Below are 21,908 nucleotides of genomic sequence, written 5' to 3'. Positions count from 1 at the left end.
GTCGGCTACCGTGGTGGACGTGAGTCTCGGGGATCGCGCTCAGTCGTCACACCGCCGCTACCCAACCCGTGGACGTCGCATCAGCTTACGCACTGTCGCACTGGTCAGCGCGCTGTTCGCGGCCGCTGTCGTCGGTGCCGTGAACGGCGCCCCGGGCCGGGCGGCCCCCGCCGACCCGCACTTCGTCGGCAGGTCCTACACGTCGACCGTCGTGAACGGCGCGCAGATCCCCGGCGGAGGACCGTTGCAGGTGAGCTTCCCGGCCGCCAATCGCATCTCCCTGACCGCCGGCTGCAACCGGCACATCGGCGAGCTGCAGGTCGACGGACCGTTGCTCCGCCTGGGCGCCCTGGCATCGACGATGATGGCCTGCCCCGGCCCGCGTGCACAGGCCGACGACTGGATCACCTCGTTCACGTCCGAACCCCTCACCTGGTACTCGGTCGGTCAGGCGCTCGTCCTGGTCGGCCCCGACGCCCAGGTGCTCTTGACGGAGAAGTACTCATGAGCAGCCCAGCACCCGCTGTCGTCACCGTGACCGGAGCGGCAGGCAGCATCGGTTACGCCAGTGTCTTCCGCATCGCGGCGGGCGAGATGCTCGGGCCCGATCAACCGGTCGCCCTCCGCCTGCTCGAACTCCCGCAGGCGATCCCCGCGGCCGTGGGCACGGCCATGGAACTCGACGACGGCGCCTTCGGCCTGCTCAAGTCCGTCGAGGTCCTCGACGACCCCCGCAAGGCGTTCGACGGCGCGAACTTCGGTCTCCTGATCGGAGCGCGACCGCGCACGAAGGGCATGGAGCGGGCGGACCTGCTCGCGGCCAACTCGAGCATCTTCGCCTCGCAGGGCGAGGTGATCAACGAGGTCGCCGCCGACGACATCCGGGTGATCGTGGTGGGAAATCCCGCCAACACCAATGCCGCGGTCGCCGCCGCGCACGCCCCCGACGTCCCGGCGGAGCGGTTCACCGCGCTGACCCGGCTCGACCACAACCGCGCCGTCGCCCAACTCGCCCACCGCGCCAACGTCGACGTCGGCGAGATCAGCCGGGTGACGATCTGGGGCAACCATTCGGCGACCCAGTATCCCGACATCTTCCACGCCCGGGTCGGTCGTCGCAGCGGCGCGGAGTACGCGGCCGACCGCGAGTGGCTCGTCGACGACTTCATCCCGACCGTCGCCAAGCGCGGCACCGCCATCCTGGAGGCCCGCGGGGCGTCGTCGGCCGCGTCGGCGGCCAACGCGACGATCGACCACGTCCGCGACTGGGTGCTGGGCACCCCGACAGACGAGTGGACCTCGGCGGCACTGTCGTCCACGGGCGCCTACGGTATCCCCGAGGGCCTGGTCAGCAGCTTCCCGGTCCGGTCGGTCGACGGCCGCTGGGAGATCGTGGAGGGACTCGAGATCAACGAGTTCTCGCGTGCCCGCATCGACGCATCCGTCGCAGAATTGCAGGCCGAGCGGGACGCGGCCTTCAACCGCTGAGCGCCTTCGGACCGTAGGCTTCCCACCATGGCCAAGAAGGACAAGGGCAGGCACGGGAAGATCCCCAACAAGGTCTACGAGGCGGAGTTGTTCCGCCTGCAGACCGAGCTGGTCAAGCTCCAGGAGTGGGTGCGCGCGACCGGCGCCCGCATCGTGGTGGTCTTCGAGGGCCGGGACGCGGCCGGCAAGGGCGGGACGATCAAGCGCATCACCCAGTATCTGAGTCCCCGCGTCGTGCGGGTCGCGGCGCTGCCGGTCCCGACCGAGCGCGAACGCGGACAGTGGTACTACCAGCGCTATGTCGCGCATCTGCCCGCTCCCGGCGAGATCGTGCTGTTCGACCGTTCCTGGTACAACCGTGCCGGAGTCGAGAAGGTCATGGGCTTCTGCACCCCCGAGGAGCACACCCGGTTCCTGCGGCAGACCCCGATCTTCGAGCAGATGCTGATCGACGACGGGATCATCGTGCGCAAGTACTGGTTCTCGGTCTCGGTGGAGGAACAACTGCGGCGGTTTCGCGCCCGCATGGAGGACCCGGTGCGCCAGTGGAAGCTGAGCCCGATGGATCTCGAGTCGGTGTACCGCTGGGAGGACTACTCGCGCGCCAAGGACGAGATGATGGTGCACACCGACACGCCCCAGAGTCCTTGGTACGTCGTCGAATCCGACGTGAAGAAGCACGCCCGCCTCAACATGATCGCGCACTTCCTCGACAGCATCGAGTACCACGAGGTGCCGCGGCCGAAGGTGAAACTGCCCAAGCGTCCGATCGAGTCCGGCAACTATCAGCGTCCGGCGCGCGAGCTGTCGAAGTACGTCCCGGACCACGTCGCGACGCTGATCCGCACCGACCACTGAGGATCGGATGTGGATCGGGTTCTGCGAGTTCGACTACCGGCTCGGTGACGTCCACTCGCTGAAGCAGAAGCGATCGGTCGTCCGGCCGATCGTCGCCGACATCCGGCGCCGCCACCAGGTCTCGGTGGCCGAGGTCGGACACCTCGACGTCCATCGGCGCGCCTCGATCGGCGTGAGCGTGGTCGCCGCCGATCGCGGACACGTGGTGGACCTGCTCGACGCGATCGAGCGGACCGCCGCCGATCACCCCGAGGTGGAGCTGCTCTCGGCCCGCCGGCGCATCATCAGCGCCGACGATCTGTGACCACGCCGGCGGCGACCGCCGCCTGCCGATACGCCACGGCGAGCGAGTCGACGGTCTCGTGCGCGTTGAGTCCGCTCGGATTCGCCACGACCCAGAGCTCGGCCCCGTCCCACGTCTCCTCCTGACGACCGGGCACCGCGTCGCGGCGCCCGAATGCCGTTCGGTAGGCGGTGATCCCGGCGACCGCGACGACGCGCGGGCGCACCCGCGCCACGCGTTCGCGCAGTCGCCGTCCGCCTTCGCGCAGTTCCTCGGCGGTCAACTCCGCCGCGGTCGCGGTGGCCCTCGGCACGACGTTGGTGATGCCGACGCTCCGCGCGGTCAGCATCGCGGCGTCCTCCGGCGACATCCCCTGCGACGCATCGATCACGCGGTCGACGATGCCCGCGCGGGCCAGGGCCGGGTAAAAGCGGTTACCCGGCCGGGCGAAATGCGCCCCGGTCGCCGCCGTCCACAGGCCCGGGTTGATCCCGACAAACAGCAGGCGGCAGTCGTCGCCGATGAGGTCGTCGACCGTGCGGTCCCGGTGGGCGAGCAGCTCCTCCTTCGTGAACCCCATCCGCGCGGGCCGTCTCAGCCCTCGTGTCCCGGCGCCACGCAGAACTGGTTGCCGTCGGGGTCGGCCAGGGTCACCCAGGAGAAGCCGGGCATCTCGTGCTCGGCGACCCTCGTGGCCCCGGCCGCGACGAGCCGATCGACCTCCGCCTCGACGTCGTCGGCGGTCAGGTCCAGGTGGATGCGGTTCTTGCCCGGTGTCGGGTCGCCGACCTTCTGGAAACCGAGCCTCGGTGCCGCCTCGCCGAGCGAGACGACGACGAAGAACCCGCCGTTCTCCTGAATGATGTTTCCCCCGAGCTGTTCGGCCCACCACCGGGCCAGCGGAACCGGGTCGGTGGAGTCGATCGAGACCATTCCCACTGTAAGAGCCATGGAAACAACCTATCGCCGGGCCGCCGGCGGTGGGGCCGGAACCCGTGCCACGGACGCCGCAGCCGGTTTCGCAGTCCGTCCCGCTGTGTGGCGACGCCCACTATACTCACGCTGATGCGCGGATTGTCCTACACGCTGCTCGGCGGTCTCGGGGCCCAGATCGGTTCGGAACCCGTCGAACTCGGCACCCGCAAGCAGCGGGCCACCCTCGCGCAGCTCCTGCTCGCCGAGGGCGCTCCGTTGCGTGCCGACCGGCTGATCGAGGGCATCTGGGCCGACGCGCCGCCCGAACGGGCCGAGGTGTCGTTGCAGTCCTACATCTCCGGGTTGCGCAAGGCTCTCGAACCCGATCGTCGGCCGCGCAGCCCGTGTACGGTGCTGCTGACCCACGGCACCGGTTACAGCCTGCCGACCACACCCGAGCAGGTCGATCTCCGGCGCCTGTCCGCGGATGTCGCCTCGGCGCGAACCCTGATGCAGGAGGGCGACACCGCGGCGGCCGCGCCGCTCCTGCAGAACGTCCTCGACTCCTATCGCCCGCTGCTCCCCGAGTTCGAGGGTCTCGCCTTCCGGGACGAGGCCGCCGACCGTCTCGATCGCATGGTCGGCGCCGCCCGCGAGCTGTCGTTCGAGGCGCGGATGGCCGCCGGCGACCATCGGCTGCTGGTCACCGAACTCGAAAGTGCCGTCGGGCAATCCCCGCTCGACGAGGGGCTGTGGGTCCTGCTGGCCACGGCGCTCTACCGCGTCGGCCGGCAGTCCGACGCGCTCGGGGCCATCGCGAACGCACGCCGGATCCTCGCCGAGGAGATCGGGGTCGATCCGGGCCCACGACTGCGCGACCTCGAACGCGACATCCTCGACCAGGCCGCGCATCTCGACGCGCCGGCCGCGCCCCGCGACACGGCGAGGGTCGGCCGGGACGGCGGCCCGTCGTCGGCGGGCACCGGCGACGGACCCGGGGCCGACTCCGACGCGGGCTCCACCGGGCCGCTCGGCGCCAAGCCCGACGACGGGCCCGCGCTCGTCGGCAGGGTCGACGAGCTCGCCGCCCTGCACCGGTCGGTGCTCGCCTCGATGACCGGTCCCGGCGGTGTGGTGATCGTCGAGGGCGAGCCCGGGGCGGGCAAGACCGCGCTGATCGACGAGGCCGGGCGGCGAGCGGCCGGGGCCGCGGACCTGTTCGTGCTGTGGGGGCGCTGCGTCGACGATCCCGCCGCGCCGTCGATGTGGCCGTGGGTCCAGATCCTCGGCGCGGTCCTCCCCCGCCTCGATCCCGCCGACCGCGAGCACCTGCTCGACAGCCCGCTCGGGCGCATGGTGACCGAGGGCGTCAACGTCATCCCGCCGCCGCGCCAGATGCCCGACGCCGCAGCGCGTTTCCAGTTCTACGACCAGGCCGCGGACCTGCTGGACGGGGTGGCCGGGCGCCACAAGCTGATCATCGTCCTCGACGACCTGCAGTGGGCCGACGGGGCATCCCTGGAACTGTTCGCGCACATGGCATCCCGACGGACGCCCGGAGTCACGTTCTTCGCGTCGGTGCGCACCCCCGTCCACCGGCGGATCGTCGCGTCGACACTCGCCCGGCTCGCTCGGCTGCCCGAACACCGGCGTCTCACGGTCGGCCCGCTCGGCGGCGACGACATCTCCGAGCTGATCCGCCGCGAGACCCTGCAGTGGCCCGAGGTCGCCACCGTCTCGTCGATCGAGCGGCGCACCGGCGGCAACGCGTTCTTCGTCCGGGAGCTCGCACGCATCCTGGCCGCACAGGGGTCGATCGCCGCCAACGCGGTCCCGTCAGGAGTCCGGGACGTCGTCCGGCAGCGTCTCCTCGGCATGTCGCCGCAGACGTCCGAACTCCTCGACGTCGCGGCGCTCATCGGCACGCGCGTGGACCTCGTCCTGCTGGCGTCGGCCGCCGGGACAGCCGTCGACGAGGCACTCGAGCTGCTCGATTCGGCAGCGACCGCGGGCGTCGTCGACCTCGGTCCCGAGGACCCGTTCGGCTTCAGCTTCAGCCACGACATCATCCGCGAGGCCATCGCCGACGGCATACCGTCGACGCGCGCCCGACGCATCCACCTGGCGATCGCCGACGCGCTCGCGTCGAACACCTCACCGCACGCGGTCACCCGCATGGCGCGACATCTCTGGTCCGCAGGTCCGCTGGCCGATCGCGAACGGACCATCGAGGCGCTGCTGGCCGCCGGCGACATCGCCCTGCGCACCTACGATTTCGACGGCGCGAGCCGTCATCTCGGTGACGCTGCGACGCTGGCGCGGGCCACCGGAGACCAGGAGGCCGAGTTGCGGGCGATCGCCGCCCAGCACGCGAGCGAGGTGTCGGCGCACGGCTACTTCGCCGTGGAGGCCGATCTGCGGGAGCGTGCACGTTCCCTTGCGTCGGCTCTCGGTGACACCCGGTTGCTCGCCGACCTCGACTACGCCCGCTGTGCCGCGCACATCCAGGTCTCCGACACCGACACCGGGCATCGGCTCGCCACCGAGCTGAGGGCACGGGCGGAACGGTCCGACGATCCGGTGGTCGTGCATCTGGGCATGCAGATAGCGGGCTTCGACGAGTTCAGCCGCGGAGACTTCGGCGCGGCGTACCGCATCCTCGACCGGTACGCCCCCATCGAGCCCGTGCCGGGCCTGCGCGACGACCAGCTGGCGATGGCGCGCGGATACCGCGCCTGGGCGACCACGATCCATCTCGGCCGAGACGCCGGACGGTCCCTGTTCGGCACGCTCGCCGACACTCTCGGGGATCCGCGGTCGCGCCTGGGTACGGCAATCTTCGCGGTGGGGGCGGCGGCGATGATCGGCGACGCCCGGTGGGCTCTGGAGGCCGGGCAGATCATCGACTCCGACCGGCCCGGCCCGCTCGCCTACCTGCGCCGCAGCGGCGAGCGCATGTACTGGTGGGCACGGGCGATGACCGGCGACGTCGACGACGCCCTGACCCGTATCGACCAGCTCGAGGCCGTCGAGCGCAACGGGGACGACCGCAGCGGGGGCGACGCCGGGGAGGACAGCAGCGCCGGTCACGTCCGGCAGCGCACCGGAGAGGGTTTCTGGCTCGGCCTCCACGCCGAGGTCCTCATCGCCGCCGGCGAGCTGACCGGCGCCGCCGCACTCCTCGACCGGGCCGACGACCTGGCCGCGCGGACCGGGGAGCGCTACGGGGACGCCCATCGCATGCTGGTGCGCGCCCGGTACGAGTACGTCGGCGGCCGCACCCCCGGGGTGGTCGCCGACACCCTGGCCCGTGCCCGTCGGACGGCCCTCGACCAGGACGCGCAGGCGCTCGTGCAACGGGTCGACGCGCTCGCCGACGAGTGGGGGCTGTCGTCGGGTTGATCCCCGACGGGCGCGGGTGAGCGGATAGGCGGTGCGGGTAGGCCGTGTGGGTAGGAGAGCCGCAGGCCCAAGCCTGCCCCAAGTCGTCGTCAAGAGTCCTCGGACAGGCTGATCGGCACACCGGGAGGGTCCTGCCGCCCGGTGTCACCGACCCGGCCCCGGCATCCACGCCGGCAGACACCAGAGGACGCCCTGCATGACCGCAACCCCTGCCTCCCCGACCGGCGGGCCCGAGAACCTGACCGTCCGGACCCGCAGTTCTGTACTCGCGCAGTTGCGCGCGCGCATCGCCGGCGAGGTGTTCGGTCCCGGCGACCCCGGCTACCGCGAGGCGTGCGCCGGCTTCAACCGGATGGTCACGCACCGGCCCGCCGTGGTCGCCCTCCCGGAGAATCCCTTCGACGTCGTGGAGGCCGTCCGGTTCGCCGCCGAGGAGGGCCTGCGGGTCACCGTGCAGGCGACCGGTCACGGCACCGGCGTGCCGATCGACGGCGGCCTGCTCGTCAACACCTCCCGGCTCGACGGGGTCACCGTCGACCCGATCGCCCGGACCGCCCGGATCTCCGCGGGCGCCACCTGGAAGACCGTTCTCACCGCCGCGGCCCCGTTCGGCCTGGCGCCGCTGATGGGCTCGTCGAGCGGTGTCGGTGCGGTCGGCTACACGCTCGGCGGCGGGTTCGGCTGGCTCGGGCGTCGCTTCGGGCTGGCGTCGGACGCGGTCCGTTCCTTCGATCTCGTCACCCCGGACGGCACCCCACGCCGGATCACCGATTCGAGCTCCCCCGAACTGTTCTGGGCGCTGAGGGGCGCCGGCGCCGGGAGCCTGGGGGTCGTCACCGCGATGGAGATCGGCCTCGTGGAGGTGTCGACGGTGTATGCGGGCAACCTCTTCTACCCCGTCGACGACGCCGAGGAGATCTTCGCCCGGTTCCGCGACTGGGCGCCCACGCGACCCGAGGAGTTGACGTCGGCGGTCGCGATCCTCAACCTCCCGCCCACCGACGACGTGCCGGAGCCGTTGCGCGGCGGCAGCTTCGCCGTGGTGCGGGGCTGTTGGTCGGGAGACGTCGACGCGGGCCGACGCCTCGTCGACGAGTGGCGTGAGTGGAGGACCCCGCTGATCGACATGTGGGACGAGCGGCCGTTCACCGACGCCGACGCGATCAGCATGGACCCGGTGGAGCCGATGCCGCACCTGGTCACCACGGAGTGGTTCGAGGACCTGCCCGACGACGCGATCGACGTCATCGCCCGCCGGGTCCGGCCCGCCGCCGGGTCCGCGCCGCTCGTCGTCGGGGAGATCCGCCACGCCGGCGGCGCCGTCGCCCGTGCCGCGGCGACGGCCGCCAACGACCGCGCGCGGTCCGGTGAGTTCCTCCTCGAACTGATCGCCGCTGTCCCCGATCCCCAGGTCGCACTCGCCGTCGAGTCCGCTCTGCGCGTCACGCGACAGGAGTTGGCCCCCTTCGTGACCGGTGCCGCCTACCTCAACCTCGTCTCCGGCCCCGAGCGTGCGGCTCGCGCCTACGCCGCGTTCGGCGCCGAGAACCGGCGGCGTCTGGCCGGGATCAAGGCCGCCGTCGACCCGTCGAGGCGGTTCAGCCGCGGCGACATCGTGTGAGCGGTCGTCGCACGGTTGCGTCACCCGCCGCGTTGTGGGCTGATGTCAGTTGTGAGCGACCAACCCACTCCCCTCGCCCCCGTGCTCATCGTGGACGCGGCGAACGTCGTCGGTTCGGTCCCGGACGGGTGGTGGCGCGATCGTCGGGGCGCCGCGGAGCGGTTGCGGGATTGTCTCGAACCCCTGGCCGTGACGGGTCTCGACTCGCTGCCGGGGCCGCTGGAGATCGTCCTGGTCGTCGAGGGCAGGGCCCGCGGCGTCCGCTCCTCCGGGAACGTCGAGGTCGTCGAGGCGCCCGGGTCAGGTGACGACGCCATTGTCGACGAGGTGCGCGCACGGCCGGATCGGCGACGGGTCGTCGTGACCGCCGATCGCGGTCTGCGTGCCCGGGTGACCGAGCTGGGGGCGGAGGTCCTCGGCCCCTCGGCGATCCCGCGCTGACCGGTCCCGCGCCGACCGGTCCCGCGCCGGCCGAAACCCGCCCGGGCGAGGAAGATCCCGGACCGGTTTTCCCGAGCGGTCACGCCCGATGGCGGATCGCGATGATAATCCTCTTGCGACAACACCGTCCGAGAGGAAGCCTCCGCATGAACGACGTCGACGTTCTAATCGCGGGCGCCGGCCCCGTCGGCCTCACCGCCGCCGTCGAACTGCGGCGACGAGGGGTTGGGGTACGGATCGTGGACCCGATCACCGAGCCCCCGCAGTACGCGAAAGCCGTTGGCATCCAACCCCGAACACTCGAGGTGTTCGAGAGCATGGGTGTCGTCGAACCCGTGCTCGACGCCGGGCTCGAGATGCGCGGCCAGCTCATCTACGTCAACGGCACCCAGGTGTCGCGCTTCGACCTGTTCGTGCCCGACGACGTCCCCTACCGCTTCCACCTGATGCCGCAGTACGCCACCGAGCAGGTGCTGCGCGACCGGTTGCTCGATTTCGGCACCAGCGTCGAACGCGGGATCCGCGTGTCGGCGTTCGAGCAGGACGACGACTCCGTCACCGTCACGCTGACCGACCTCGACGGAGGGTCGAGCACCGTGCGCGCGTCGTACCTGATCGGTGCGGACGGGGCGCACAGCACGGTCCGAAAGACTCTCGGCCTGACGTTCGAGGGCGGGGCGTTCCCCGAGCAGTACATGCTCGCCGACGTCGCGGTGGACTGGTCCATGCCGCGCGGATACGCGGTCCGGACGATGCACCAGCGGGACGACGGCACCACCGACGACCTTCTCGTGGCCATCCCGCTGCCCGGTCGCGGGCGGTACCGCATGTCGATGTTCGTGCCCGACGAGCTGGCCGTCGCGCCCGGCGGGCAGGATGTCGCGCACGGCTTCGAGGGAACCCGGGCACCCGAGCTGTCCCACATCCAGGCCGTCGTCGATCGCCTTGCGCCCGAACCCGCGACGGTCTCGGATCTGCGCTGGTCGTCGGTCTTCCGCATCAGCCACCGGATCGTCGACTCGTACTCGCGCGGCAGGGTGTTCGTCGCCGGCGATGCCGCCCATATCCACCCGCCGACCGGCGCGCAGGGCATGAACACCGGGATCCAGGACGCACACAACCTGGCGTGGAAGCTGGCCCTCGCCGTCCACGGGGACGCCGCGCCGGAACTGTTGCAGACCTATGACCTCGAACGGCGGCCGGTCGGTGAAGAGGTCGTCGGCCGCACCGTACGCGATGCGCGGGAGGGCATCGGCGCCGACTCGGACGACATCGGCTTCATCATGCGGCGCGAGGCGCAGCTGTTGATCTCCTACGCCGACAGCCCGCTCGCCGCCGGCTCGGCGCTCCCGTCCGCGGCGGCCGCGCCGCGCGCCGGTGAGCGGGCCCCCGACGCATCGGGGCTGAGCCGCGAATCGGTCAACCACCCGTTGCGGTTGTTCTCGCTGCTCGACGGGGTCGACCACGCGCTGATCCTCTACGCCGACGCGACCGCGGGACCCGCGCAGGTGCCGTGTCTCGAAGCGCTCGCCGACGACGCAGTCGCCACCGCGCGCGGCCGCATGACCGCGCATGTGGTCGCCGCCCCGACGGCCCAGGTCGGCAGCGTCGAGATCCCGCTGCTGCGCGACACCGAAGGCCACTTCGCCGCGGGGTACCGACCCGACGGCTCGACGATCTTCGTGATCCGGCCCGACGGCCACATCGGATACCGCGGTCCCCTGGGCGACACGCACGCCGCGCTGTCCTATCTCGAGTCGACCTTCCGTTAGTCGCCCGAGCGAGCCGTGTCGTCGCGCGCGTCACACCCCGGCAGACCGACGGCGTGCTCGTCCACCCGGCCACCGTAGGCTCACCCCATGACCAGATGGGGGCAGGTGGAGCGGGTTCGGTCCCTGGCCGGCCGTGTCAACTCGTCGGCTCGGCGCCGGGTCGACGACTCGTACGTGGGCCGGTCGCTGGGTGCTCGCGAGGTGATCTACCTCGTCGCCCCCACCGGGTATCCGAACTACGGCGACGAGATCATCGCCCGGACCTGGCTGCGGCATCTCGCCCGCGTCCGACCCCAGGCCACCGTGGTCCTGGACTGTCACAGCCCGGGATCGGCGAACGTCCTGCTCCGCGACGCGCATCCGCGGATGATCGTGGTCGACACCCTGTGGCAGCTCACCAATCACGCGCGCGACGCCGAACCGTCGAACCCGTGGGAGTGGGTGTCGCGCGCGGCCATCGACTCGGGCCTCGCGCCGCGACTGGCGGTCGGACTGGATCTACTCGCCTCGTCGACCACCATCCACCTCCTCGGCGGCGGATACGTCAACACCGTGTGGCCGCACCACGTCTCGCTGTTCGTGGCGGCCGAGGCGGTCGCGCAGCGCAGCGGGGCACGACTGGTCGCGACCGGCCAGGGCCTGGTGCCCACGGTCGACGAGCCCGCCTGGTCGGCACTGACCGCGGCACTCGGTTCGTTCGACGTGATCGATGTCCGCGACTCGGCGTCGGAGAAGGCGCTCTCGGACTTCGACCACGTGCGCCTCTCGGGCGACGACGCGTGGCTGGCGCTTCATCGGCCGATGCCCCCGCTCTACCGCGAAGAGCCACCCGCCGCGGAGTCCGGACGCGATCCGGGCGTGGTGCTGTGTCTGCAGTCGGATCTCACCGAGAAGTTCCGGGGGCCGGGCGGATCGGGGCTGGAGGCGCTCACCGACCTGGTCCGCGCGACCCTCGACGCCTGGGACGTCCCTGGTTCGGCGGTGACCGTCGTCGAGGGAATCCCCGGTCACGACTACGAGATCCCCCACCGCCTGGGATCGCGGCTCGACGGCGCACGCGTCCTGAGCTTCCGAGACATCTGGTACCACGGGCTGCCCGCGGGGCGCGGCGACACCTGGATCAGCACGCGCTTCCACCCCCATCTGCTCGCCGCGGCCGCCGGCGACCCGGGAGTCGCGATCGTGCCGATGCCGGAGTACTACTCCACCAAGCACCGATCCCTCATCGACGCCGGATCCGCCTGGACCGTCGTCGAATCCGGCGACGCCGTTCCCGGGCGTCCGACGGCGGGCGGGTTCGGCGACGCGGACCGGGCGCGTGCGATCGAGGCGAAAGTCGCGTCCGCACATGACATCTACCCGGTGGCCCCGCTGCTCGCCCATCGCGCGTAAGGTCGGCGGCATGGCGAGAACCGTTGCGAGAGCCGATGCCGTCGACCATGCGGGACTGCTGGAGTTCGTCCGGCCGCGCCACCAGATGATCCTCAGCACCATCCGTTCCGACGGTCGGCCTCAGATGTCGCCGGTGACCGGCGGTGTCGACGATCAGGGCCGCATCGTGATCTCCACCTACCCGGCCCGCGCCAAGGCCGCGAACCTCCGCCGCACGCCGGTCGCGAGTGTGGTCGTGCTCTCCGAAGAGTTCACCGGGGCATGGGTGCAGATCGACGGCGACGCCGAGGTCATCGACATGCCCGACGCCGAGGACGCCCTCGTCGACTATTACCGCTCGATCGCCGGCGAGCACCCCGATTGGGACGAGTACCGGGCGGCGATGCGCCTGCAGGGCAAGTCGCTGATCCGCATCACCCCGACGCAGTGGGGTCCGATCGCGACGGGTGGTTTCCCCGCCGACGTCGCGGCGCGACTCGACGAACAGGACGGCTGACCGGCCGCCTGCCGTCCTCGCAACGGATGACACTCATTTGTGTCATCTCGGAGATGCGCGCACACTGTGACACGTGTCACTCGATGCGCAGCTGACCTTCGCCGACCACATGGCCCGATTCTGCGCGCGCCGCTACAGCTATCCGCCGATGGTCGGGCGCGTGCTCGGATACCTCGCCGTCTGCGACTCCCCCGCACCCACCATCGCCGACCTGAGCAACGCGCTGCTCGCGAGCCGCACGGCGATCACCAACGCGATCGCGACGCTCGAGTCGGTCGGCCAGGTGGTCCGCACCCGGGCCGCCGGCGAACGCATGGACCGGGTGTCCATCGACATCATGTCGGCCCGCGGGCTCGGCATGGACAACTCCGAATACGCCGAGCTCGGCGCCCTCGCCCGCGAGGGCCTCGAGTTGCTGCGCGACGCCCCGCCGGAGCGTCGCGCGGTCCTCGGCGAGATCGCCGCGTTCACCGACTTCCTCTGCAGCCGGATTCCCGCCCTGTACGAGGAATGGCGGAAGGAACGGGAAGCACTCATCGCCGCGGGTGAGATCCCCTCGCCCCCGACGGAAGGGCGACGCCCATGACCCACCGGCCGGGCGCCGCCGGCGCCGACATCGTCATCCGCGGCCTCACGAAGAGCTATGGCGCGCATCGAGTCCTGGACGGCATCGATCTCACCGTCCCGGCCGGTTCGGTGACCGCGCTGCTCGGGCCCAACGGTTCCGGCAAGACGACCACGGTGAGCATCGCGTCGACCCTGTTCCCCGCCGACGCCGGCTCGGTGACGATCGCCGGCCACGACACGGTCCGCGACGCACGCAAGGTGCGCTCGCTCATCGGGGTCACCGGGCAGTCCGTCGCGATCGACGACCTGTTCACCGGCCGCGAGAACCTCCGTCTGATGGGCGATCTCCGCCACCTCGGGCGCGGAGAGAGCCGACGCCGCGCGGACGAGTTGCTCGAACGCTTCGACCTCGTCGGCGCCGCGGATCGCCCGGTGTCGACGTACTCCGGCGGGATGCGACGACGTTTGGACCTGGCGATGACACTCGTCTCCACGCCACGGGTGATCTTCCTCGACGAACCGACGACGGGACTCGACCCGCGCAGCCGCCGGGTGCTGTGGGACATCATCGGCGGCCTGACGGCGAGCGGCGTCACCATCTTCCTCACCACGCAGTATCTGGAGGAGGCCGACCAGCTCGCCGACCGCATCGCCGTCCTCGACCACGGGCACATCGTCGCCGAGGGCACTGCGCAGGACCTCAAGCGACGAGTCCACGAGTCCGAGATACGCCTGTCCTTCGACGACGACGAGTCCTTCGACGCGGCGCGCACACTGCTGCCGTCGGCACGTCCGGTCGCCGACGCGCGTCGTCTCGACCTGCCGACCGACGACACCGTGACGGCGATGCGCACGACCCTCAACCTCCTCGACGCCGCGTCGATCGACGTCGCGGACGTCGAGGTGCACACGCCGACACTCGACGACGTGTTCTTCGCACTCACCGGATCGGCGTCGGCCGGCGCGGACGCAACCGGCTACGTCGACGCCGACGACGAATCGGGGGCAGCGTGATGCCGACACTCGCCTACGCCGTGACGGATTCGCGGATCATGCTGCGCCGCAACCTCCGACGGCTCGTCAAGTACCCGATGCTGACCGTGATGCTGCTCGGCCTGCCGGTCGTGTTCCTGCTGCTGTTCGTGTTCGTCTTCGGCGGACAGCTCGGCGCAGGCATGACGACCGCGTCGGGGATCACGGGGCGAGAGGCCTATCTCGACTACGTGGTGCCGGGTATCATCCTGGTCACGGTCGCCTCCGCGGTCCAGGGTTCGGCGATCGTCGTCGCCATGGACATGACGTCGGGAATCATCAACCGCTTCCGGACCATGGACATCGGACGATCCTCGGTGCTCGTCGGCCACGTGCTCGCGAGTCTCATCCAGGCGCTGATCTCGATCGCGATCGTCCTGCTCGTCGCAGTGGCGCTCGGCTACCGGCCGACCGCGAATCCCTTCGGCTGGCTCGGCGCCCTCGGCGTCACCGTCATGTTCTCGATCGCCCTGATCTGGCTGGCCATCTACCTCGGACTCGCCGCCGACAGCGTGGAGACCGCCAGCAACTCCCCGATGTTCCTGACGATCATGCCGTTCCTCAGCACAGGTTTCGTCCCCGCGGATTCCCTTCCGGTGGGGGTGAGGCAGTTTGCCGAGCATCAGCCTTTCACCCCGGTCATCGAGGTGCTCCGCGGCACTCTCGGCGACACGCCGGTTCCTGCCGGAAGCGTCATCGCGTCGATCGCCTGGAGCGTCGGGATCGGCGGCGTGTCGTACCTGCTCGCGCTGCGCACATACGAACGCCGGGCGATCACCGCCTGACCGGCACAGCGCCCTCAGCGGTAGGGGTCGGTGATCTCGCGGAGCCGGGTCATCGTCTTCTCGAGCAAGTCGAAGTCGTCGCCGAGGTATTCCCGCCAGTCGTCCTCGATCGACTCGACCTCGCGGGCCGCGATCGCGCAGAGCTCCTCGCCACGCTCGCTGAGAGTGACGAGGCGCGCCCGGCGATCCGTCGGGTCGGACACCCGTCGCAGGTACCCGGCCGCCTCCAGCTGATCGACGATCCCTCCGGCCGTCTGCTTGGTGACCCCGGCCTGTTCGGCGAGGTCGGTCAGCCGCATCGGCTCCGGCGCGAGACGTTGCATGACCCGCGCCTGCGCGAGGGTGATGTCGTCGGCGCCTTCCTCCGCGAGGCGCGCCATCACCCGCCGTTCCATGTGGCGGTGCGCCACGAACATCAGCACGCCCAGAGGCGGTCGCTCATCGGCCATACCGTTGACTTTAGTACGGATGCCTGACTATTATAGTCAGGCATCCTGACCAATTGCGACGGGAGCCGGCCATGGACAGCGACACCCTCTGGCGCCACATCGACCACGAACGCCTCTCGCTGGCCGATCTCATCGAGTCCCTCACCCCCGAACAGCTCGCGACCCCGTCGTCGTGTGAGGGGTGGACCGTCCGGGACGTCGCGGTTCACCTCACCCAGTCGCATGCGGGCGCACGCGAGGTCCTCTCTGCCGCCGCGCGTCACGGCTTTCGCTTCAACACGATGATCCGAGAGATGGCGATCCGGGATCGAACACCTGCGGATGAGGTCGCCGACAAGCTCCGACGGATGGTCGGCTCGCGCCGCCACCCGTTCGGAACCAACGAGCGGGCGCCGCTCATCGACTCGCTCCTCCACGGCCAGGACATCGCGGTGCCGCTGGGGATCGACCGCCCCATGCCCGTCGACGCCGCGGCCGCCGCGGCACGCGAGATCTGGGATGTCGCCTTCCCCTTCTTCGCCCGCCGTCACAACCGGGGACTGCGCTTCGTGGCCACCGACGTCGACTTCGACGCCGGTACCGGCCGCGTGGTCGAGGCGCCGATCCGCGACATCCTGATGCACGTCAGCGGGCGCACCCCGGTCAGGGGACTCCGGTGGCCCGACGACGTGGGCTCCCGCCACCGGGCGGGCTGACCCGACGCCGAGAGACCGTTTCCTCGACGATGCGACCGGTGGCCGGCCGCATCGTCGAGGCATGATCACCGAGCGCCTCAGCCGGCCGGCGCCGGTTCCCACTCGTCGGTGGCGCGATTGTAGGAGACCCGGACGATGTCACCGGTCTCGAGTTGCGCTGCGAGCAGCAGATTCGGCAACAGGAGCTCTATCGCGCAGACCGTGACCGGTTCGGGCGCATCCGGTTTCGCGTCCAGCCTCAGATAGCGAGCCCATCCCGCCGCCTCCAGGTAGGCGATGGCGGCGCTCACGAGATCCTCGACCGTCAGATCGAGGTCACGGACCATCATCGTCGTCGTCGCGCGGCGAGAACCGAGTCCGCCGAACGCGCGGTCGCACCCGCACGTCGGACATTCGCAGACCACCGACGGCAGCACGATCTCGCCCTCGACGGCATGACAGAAGTCATCGTCGCGGGTGGCGCCGGACGAGGTGGCGGTGAGGATCTTCATGAGCGACTCCTTGTGTCGGGCTGCCCCGCCGTTCTCGCGGGGACCACGCCGCCCGGCGTGGCGCGACCCACGTTGTCGACAACCCCCGACACCAAGCGGCGTCACCGCCTCCACCATCCACAACCGACGAAATCCTCCACAGGCGAACATCCGCACCCGGACGCCCCGGGATTCGAGCGGGCGGACTGCGAAGCGGGTCACCGAGACGTCGAGCGCGTCTATAGTCGGCAACACAACCCGGACCCGACGGAACGGATCGCCATGTCGACAACTGTGGCCGAGAGGATCGTCGAAGAACTCGAACGTGCGGGGGTCCGGCGGGCGTACGGGATTCCCGGCGACTCGCTCAACGGTCTGACCGACGCCCTGCGCACCACCGAGGCCATCGCGTGGCAGCACGTCCGCCACGAAGAGGCCGCCGCCTTCGCCGCCTCCGCCGAGGCCGCCCTCACCGGCGAGCTCGCCGTGTGCGTCGGGAGTTGCGGCCCGGGCAATCTCCACCTGGTCAACGGCCTGTTCGACGCCCATCGCAGCCGCGTCCCGGTGTTGGCGATCGCCGCGCACATCCCCGGCGCCGAGATCGGCAGCGGATACTTCCAGGAGACCCACCCGGAACAGCTGTTCCGCGAATGCAGCTCGTTCTGCGAGATGGTGAACACCCCCGATCAGCTGCCCCGCCTGCTCGACGTCGCGCTGCGCACGGCCGTCGAGCAACGCGCGGTGGCGGTCCTGGTGATCCCCGGCGAGCTGTTTCTCCAGGCCTGCCCGAAACGTCGCGCGGGTGCCCCGATCCGGCGGGTGCCGCGCGTCGTGCGGCCGGCCGACGACGAGCTGGCGCGTGCGGCCGACACCCTCAACGGTTCCGAGCGCGTCACGATCCTCGCCGGTGCCGGCGTGCAGGGCGCCCACGACGAGGTCGTCGAACTCGCCCGGGCGCTGCGGGCTCCGATCGTCCATGCGCTGCGCGGCAAGGAGTTCATCGAGTACGACAATCCGTACGACGTGGGAATGACCGGCCTGCTGGGCTTTTCGTCGGGCTACCGCGCGATCGAGAAGTGCGACACCCTGCTGATGCTGGGCACCGACTTCCCCTATCAGCAGTTCTATCCGTCGAAGGCGACGATCGTCCAGGTCGACATCCGCGGCGAGCAGATCGGCCGACGCTGCCCGGTCGACGTCCCGCTGGTGGGCGACGTCGGCGACACGGTCCGCGCACTGTTGCCCCTCATCACCGGCGGCCGCGATCCCGAACACCTCGAGGCGTCGCTCGCGCACTACCGCAAAGCGCGGCGGCGCCTCGACGAACTCGCCGACAACGACCGCAACCGGACCCCGATCCACCCGCAGTACCTGACGAGGCTGATCAGCGAGAAGGCAAGTGACGATGCCGTTTTCATCCCCGATGTCGGCTCCCCCGTCGTCTGGGCCGCGCGCTACCTCACCATGAACGGCCGGCGCCGCCTCATCGGGTCGTTCACGCACGGCTCGATGGCCAACGCGGTGTCGCAGGCCATCGGCGCCCAGTCGGCGTTCCCCGGCCGTCAGGTGATCGCCCTGGCCGGCGACGGCGGCCTCGCGATGCTCCTCGGCGAGTTGCTGACGATCACCCAGAACAGGTTGCCGGTGAAGATCGTCGTGTTCGACAACTCGTCGCTGAACTTCGTCGAGGTCGAGATGAAGGCCGCCGGATTCGTCAACTACGGAACCGATCTGGAGAACCCCGATTTCGCGCGGCTCGCCGAAGCCGTGGGCATCCACGGACGCAGGGTGGAACGCCCCGACGACCTGCCCTCGGCGATCGACGACCTCCTCGCACACGACGGGCCGGCACTGCTCGACGTGACGACCGCGCGCCAGGAGCTGTCGATCCCTCCGACGGTCACGGCCGCACAGGCCAAGGGTTTCACGCTCTACACGCTGCGGACCGTGCTGTCCGGGCGCGGCGACGAGATCATCGACCTGGCCGAGACCAACGTGTTCCGCCGGTTGTTCGACTGATCGCGGTCGAAGAGACGCTCGCACGAGCCCGATGGGTGGGTGCGCACCCCATGCGGTAGTGATACACATGAAGCAATTCGTCTCATTCCACCGACGGGGTGGATGTCACCGATGGGGGTAACCGTGTCCAGCACGCTGTCGAGTCAGGACGGCACGGGTTCCGGCGCACCCGCGTTCCCCACGGCCGTCGCCTACGACGCCGCGATGTCGAGCCGCACACTGACAGCCGTGCGCGCCGCGGCCCGAAAGATCACCGGCAAGGATCTGTTCCCAGAGCCGGAACATCTGCGCACCTTCGCCGAGGACATGTTCCGCACCGACCCGGTCGCCGAGCGGTTCGTCGACGAGGTCTACGGCTCGCTCGGACCCGAAGCGGCCCGGGCGCTGCTGGACAAGGCGCTGACCGACGGTCTGGACAGCATCGAGAACCCGCCGCCGGCGCTGGTCGAGCTGTTCCGGGAGTTCGAGACGGTGCCGGACTGGGTGGACCCGCAACTGATCGCCGAGGGCGAGGAGATCTGGCGTCGCTGGGGAACCTTCCTGTTCAGCGTGGCCGGCGGGGAGACGCTGGAGATGTACACCGAGGCCGCCGTCGCCAAGCCCCTGTCGCTGGCCGGCGGCTATGCCGGGGACAACGCGCTGCGCCGCTTCCTGGAGACCGCCAGGTTCTGGATCGACGTCTCGCAGCCGGGTGCGCTGCTCACACCCGGGTCGGAAGGGCGGGGCACCGCGATGCGTGTGCGCGTGATGCACGTGTGGGTTCGTCGCACCGTGGCCGGACATCCCGAACGGGATCGCGAACGCTGGGGCGAACCGATCAGCCAGTCGTACCAGCTCCTGACACTGCTCGGCGGGAGCATCGTCCCGGCCCTGGCGCTGTGGCTCACCGGCGTCCAGACGACACCCCGCGAGATCCGGGTGCTGTTCCACTACCAGAAGTACCTCGGGTATCTGCTCGGCGTCCGGACCCAGTGGTATCCGGAGACCATCGGCGACTCGCTGCGCCTGCTCACCTTCGTCATGTCGACCCGCAGCCATGACGCGGGCGACGACGGCAAGGAGTTGATCGAGTCCTTCCCCGCCGCCTTCGCGAACGCGGACGCGAGGGGCCTCGAATGCCTCCGCGGCCGGTACAACGCGATGATGTACGCCGCGTACTCGACGATCTACATGGTGCCCACCACGCGCTTCCGCTATCGCATGCCCAATCCGCTGCCGGGCATCGCGCTGATCGTCCTCCGGTGGCCGCTGCTGATGGCCGTCGAAACCCTGCGTCGGGTGTCTCCCGGTTTCCGGCGCTTCCACGAGAGGCTGATGTGTCGGCACCGGGAGAACTGGCACCGATGGCAGTCGTCGGGGCGGCCCGCCGAGTTCGCCCACGGCAAGGGCCTCCGGCGCTGACCGTCGATCCGGGTCAGGTGTGTGACGAGAACCCGACCTCGGGTTTTGCCGGCAGACGGCACCCGATTAGCGTGGACGGAATGACGGAACCCCCGACCATCGCAGAAGCGCCGACCGCCGAGGCACCCGATCTCGAGACCCGCGTCGGCCATTACTACGTTCTCGACGGCGCCTACCAGGTGGGCCGCGAGAAGGTACGTGAGTACGCCCGCGCGGTCCAGGACTACCATCCTGCGCACTGGGAGCCGGAAGCAGCAGCAGCGCTTGGTTATCCGGGAGTGGTCGCACCGCTGACCTTCACGTCGATCCCGGCGATGGTCGCCAACCGTGAATTGTTCGAGTCCGTGATCGTCGGCTACGACACCTACGTTCAGACCGAGCAGGTGTTCGAGCAGCATCGGCCCATCGTCGCCGGGGACGAGCTGGTGACCGACGTCGAACTGTCAAGCGTGCGCAAGGTCGCCGGTCGCGAACTGATCACCGTCACCAACACCCTGACCGACGCGCGGGGTGAGAAAGTGCACACGATGCACACCACCGTCGTCGGCGTGACGGCCGAAGAGGTCGACCCCGAACTCGGCGCAGCGGTGCGCAAGGTGATGATGCACGACGTCAACATCTTCAGCCACGACCCCAACCCGGAACTGTACGAGAAGACGGTCCGCCCGGAGGGCGAGGTCCGCGTCGCCGACGGCGCGGCCCGCGCATCGGGCGCCCGTTCCTTCGACGAGCTGTCGGTGGGCGACGAGCTTCCCGTCCACACCGCGCGGATCTCCCGCGGCGACCTGGTCAACTACGGCGGCGTCGCCGGCGACGCCAACCCCATCCACTGGGATGAGGCCGTCGCCAAGCTCGCGGGCCTTCCCGACGTCATCGCACACGGCATGCTGACGATGGGGCTCGGGGCGGCGTTCGTGTCGTCGTGGTCCAGGGATCCGGGTGCGGTGACCCGCTACGCGGTGCGCCTGTCGCAGACCGTGCCGGTGTCTGCCGACGCCGGCGGCGAGATCGAGTTCAGCGGACGCATCAAGTCGCTGGATCCGGAGACCCGCACCGGTGTCGTCATCATCACGGCCAAGTCCGGCGGTCGTAAGGTCTTCGGACTGGCGACGATGAACATTCGGTTCGCCTGAGAATCCCGCCTTCGACATCAGAGCCCCCGACGTTCACGTCGGGGGCTCTGATGCCTGCGGGCTGCAGAAGAATCATTCGAGAACGAACACCGGGATCTCTCGATCGGTCTTGGTCTGGTACTCGGCATACGGCGGGAACGCCTCGACGGCGAGCTTCCACCAGTGGGCCCGCTCCTCACCGCTCACCTCACGTGCGGTCAGCTCTTTGACCTCCGTGCCGTCCTGGACGGTGACCTGAGGGTTCGCCTTCACGTTGTAGTACCACGCCGGATGCTCGGGGGCGCCGCCCTTGGAGGCGACCATGGCGTACTTGCCGTTCTCCTCCACGCGCATCAGCGGGACATAGCGCTTCTTGCCGGACTTGGCACCCGTGGTGGTGAACAGGACGATGGGGCGTCCCATCACTTCGACACCTTCGGTGGTGCCCTGTTCCAGGATCTTCTCGGTCTGTTCGCGGACCCAGCCCTCGGGGCTCAACTCAGCTTTGGCGGTCATGGTCGGCTCAACAACCCTCAGCCTGCGCCTATTCCCTGCGCCCTCCGTCGAGCTCCCCTCGTCGGCGATACCGCCGACCGCCTCAGTTCGGGTAGGCGTGGTCGAGTAGTGCGGCGTAGAGCGCGAGTTCGGCCGGTGTGGCGTGTTGCAGGTCGGTGTAGTGGAACCGTGGTGGGTGTGGCGGATCGTCGGGC

General features: G+C 70.1%; 22 protein-coding genes. 17 read left to right on the top strand and 5 right to left on the bottom strand.

Annotated elements, in window-relative coordinates:
• Window positions 1–19: 19 nt before the first annotated feature.
• Genes GP2_RS10770 through GP2_RS10755 form a run of 4 tightly spaced genes read left to right on the top strand, consistent with a single transcriptional unit; the run spans window position 20 to window position 2,650 of the window.
• On the top strand, window positions 20–508 hold the full coding sequence (locus GP2_RS10770) for an META domain-containing protein (RefSeq protein WP_006900539.1): 489 nt from the start codon (window positions 20–22) through the stop codon (window positions 506–508).
• Window positions 505–1,488: a malate dehydrogenase gene (locus GP2_RS10765; RefSeq protein ID WP_006900538.1), complete on the top strand. Its 984-nt coding sequence runs from the start codon at window positions 505–507 to the stop codon at window positions 1,486–1,488. The genes GP2_RS10770 and GP2_RS10765 overlap by 4 nt, the downstream gene beginning before the upstream one ends.
• 27 nt (window positions 1,489–1,515) lie before the next feature.
• Window positions 1,516–2,346, top strand: coding sequence for a polyphosphate kinase 2 (gene ppk2, locus GP2_RS10760; protein ID WP_006900537.1), 831 nt, complete (start codon window positions 1,516–1,518; stop codon window positions 2,344–2,346).
• Window positions 2,347–2,353: 7 nt separating this feature from the next.
• Complete coding sequence (locus GP2_RS10755) at window positions 2,354–2,650, top strand: DUF503 domain-containing protein (RefSeq protein ID WP_006900536.1); 297 nt, start codon at window positions 2,354–2,356, stop codon at window positions 2,648–2,650.
• On the opposite strand, the gene GP2_RS10750 is transcribed toward GP2_RS10755, so the two are convergent.
• Together GP2_RS10750 and GP2_RS10745 are read right to left on the bottom strand one after the other, a co-directional pair.
• The gene (locus GP2_RS10750) at window positions 2,631–3,209 is read right to left on the bottom strand and encodes a mismatch-specific DNA-glycosylase (protein ID WP_006900535.1); all 579 of its coding nucleotides are present in this window, start codon (window positions 3,207–3,209) and stop codon (window positions 2,631–2,633) included. The two genes, GP2_RS10755 and GP2_RS10750, sit on opposite strands and share 20 nt — an antisense overlap.
• Window positions 3,210–3,223: 14 nt before the next feature.
• A complete protein-coding gene (locus GP2_RS10745) occupies window positions 3,224–3,580 on the bottom strand; it encodes a VOC family protein (RefSeq protein WP_006900534.1) in 357 nt (118 codons plus the stop codon).
• Window positions 3,581–3,694: 114 nt separating this feature from the next.
• On the opposite strand from GP2_RS10745, the gene GP2_RS10740 reads away from it, so the two are divergent.
• From GP2_RS10740 to GP2_RS10700, 9 genes are all read left to right on the top strand, one after another.
• Complete coding sequence (locus GP2_RS10740) at window positions 3,695–6,946, top strand: ATP-binding protein (RefSeq protein WP_006900533.1); 3,252 nt, start codon at window positions 3,695–3,697, stop codon at window positions 6,944–6,946.
• 196 nt (window positions 6,947–7,142) lie between these two features.
• Window positions 7,143–8,567 (top strand): FAD-binding oxidoreductase, encoded by a 1,425-nt coding sequence (locus tag GP2_RS10735; protein ID WP_006900532.1) that lies wholly within the window; start codon window positions 7,143–7,145, stop codon window positions 8,565–8,567.
• A 42-nt stretch (window positions 8,568–8,609) separates the two neighbouring features.
• The gene (locus GP2_RS10730; protein ID WP_051997204.1) at window positions 8,610–9,008 is read left to right on the top strand and encodes a PIN domain-containing protein; all 399 of its coding nucleotides are present in this window, start codon (window positions 8,610–8,612) and stop codon (window positions 9,006–9,008) included.
• A gap of 146 nt (window positions 9,009–9,154) precedes the next feature.
• Window positions 9,155–10,780: an FAD-dependent monooxygenase gene (locus tag GP2_RS10725; protein WP_006900530.1), complete on the top strand. Its 1,626-nt coding sequence runs from the start codon at window positions 9,155–9,157 to the stop codon at window positions 10,778–10,780.
• Between the two features lie 87 nt (window positions 10,781–10,867).
• A complete protein-coding gene (locus tag GP2_RS10720; protein ID WP_040526791.1) occupies window positions 10,868–12,172 on the top strand; it encodes a polysaccharide pyruvyl transferase family protein in 1,305 nt (434 codons plus the stop codon).
• A gap of 10 nt (window positions 12,173–12,182) precedes the next feature.
• Entirely contained in the window at window positions 12,183–12,668 is a 486-nt protein-coding gene (locus tag GP2_RS10715; RefSeq protein WP_006900528.1) for a PPOX class F420-dependent oxidoreductase, read from the top strand.
• A 73-nt stretch (window positions 12,669–12,741) separates the two neighbouring features.
• A complete protein-coding gene (locus tag GP2_RS10710; protein WP_006900527.1) occupies window positions 12,742–13,254 on the top strand; it encodes a GbsR/MarR family transcriptional regulator in 513 nt (170 codons plus the stop codon).
• Window positions 13,251–14,249 (top strand): daunorubicin resistance protein DrrA family ABC transporter ATP-binding protein, encoded by a 999-nt coding sequence (locus GP2_RS10705; RefSeq protein ID WP_006900526.1) that lies wholly within the window; start codon window positions 13,251–13,253, stop codon window positions 14,247–14,249. Before GP2_RS10710 ends, GP2_RS10705 begins: the two co-directional genes overlap by 4 nt.
• Entirely contained in the window at window positions 14,249–15,052 is an 804-nt protein-coding gene (locus GP2_RS10700) for an ABC transporter permease (protein WP_006900525.1), read from the top strand. The genes GP2_RS10705 and GP2_RS10700 overlap by 1 nt, the downstream gene beginning before the upstream one ends.
• 14 nt (window positions 15,053–15,066) lie before the next feature.
• Here GP2_RS10700 and GP2_RS10695 read toward each other — a convergent pair whose 3' ends face one another.
• On the bottom strand, window positions 15,067–15,501 hold the full coding sequence (locus GP2_RS10695; RefSeq protein WP_006900524.1) for a MarR family winged helix-turn-helix transcriptional regulator: 435 nt from the start codon (window positions 15,499–15,501) through the stop codon (window positions 15,067–15,069).
• A gap of 71 nt (window positions 15,502–15,572) precedes the next feature.
• Here GP2_RS10695 and GP2_RS10690 point away from each other — a divergent pair, with 71 nt between their 5' ends.
• Window positions 15,573–16,196 (top strand): maleylpyruvate isomerase family mycothiol-dependent enzyme, encoded by a 624-nt coding sequence (locus tag GP2_RS10690; RefSeq protein WP_006900523.1) that lies wholly within the window; start codon window positions 15,573–15,575, stop codon window positions 16,194–16,196.
• 77 nt (window positions 16,197–16,273) lie between these two features.
• On the opposite strand, the gene GP2_RS10685 is transcribed toward GP2_RS10690, so the two are convergent.
• On the bottom strand, window positions 16,274–16,687 hold the full coding sequence (locus GP2_RS10685; protein ID WP_006900522.1) for a DUF7715 family protein: 414 nt from the start codon (window positions 16,685–16,687) through the stop codon (window positions 16,274–16,276).
• Between the two features lie 261 nt (window positions 16,688–16,948).
• Between GP2_RS10685 and poxB the strand changes: the two genes are divergently transcribed.
• From poxB to GP2_RS10670, 3 genes are all read left to right on the top strand, one after another.
• Window positions 16,949–18,685, top strand: a complete 1,737-nt coding sequence (gene poxB, locus GP2_RS10680) for a ubiquinone-dependent pyruvate dehydrogenase (protein ID WP_006900521.1) — start codon at window positions 16,949–16,951, stop codon at window positions 18,683–18,685.
• A 111-nt stretch (window positions 18,686–18,796) separates the two neighbouring features.
• Window positions 18,797–20,086, top strand: coding sequence for an oxygenase MpaB family protein (locus tag GP2_RS10675; protein WP_006900520.1), 1,290 nt, complete (start codon window positions 18,797–18,799; stop codon window positions 20,084–20,086).
• Window positions 20,087–20,166: 80 nt separating this feature from the next.
• Window positions 20,167–21,219, top strand: a complete 1,053-nt coding sequence (locus GP2_RS10670; RefSeq protein WP_006900519.1) for a fused (3R)-hydroxyacyl-ACP dehydratase subunits HadA/HadB — start codon at window positions 20,167–20,169, stop codon at window positions 21,217–21,219.
• 72 nt (window positions 21,220–21,291) lie between these two features.
• Here the strand turns inward: GP2_RS10670 and GP2_RS10665 are convergent, their stop codons facing one another.
• A complete protein-coding gene (locus GP2_RS10665; RefSeq protein WP_006900518.1) occupies window positions 21,292–21,714 on the bottom strand; it encodes a nitroreductase family deazaflavin-dependent oxidoreductase in 423 nt (140 codons plus the stop codon).
• Between the last annotated feature and the right edge of the window lie 194 nt (window positions 21,715–21,908).

The organism is Gordonia paraffinivorans NBRC 108238 (assembly GCF_000344155.1).
In the GTDB taxonomy this organism is placed as follows: Bacteria; Actinomycetota; Actinomycetes; order Mycobacteriales; family Mycobacteriaceae; genus Gordonia; species Gordonia paraffinivorans.
Note: the sequence above shows the minus strand (reverse complement) of the source record. Positions and strands in the feature narration are given on the sequence as shown.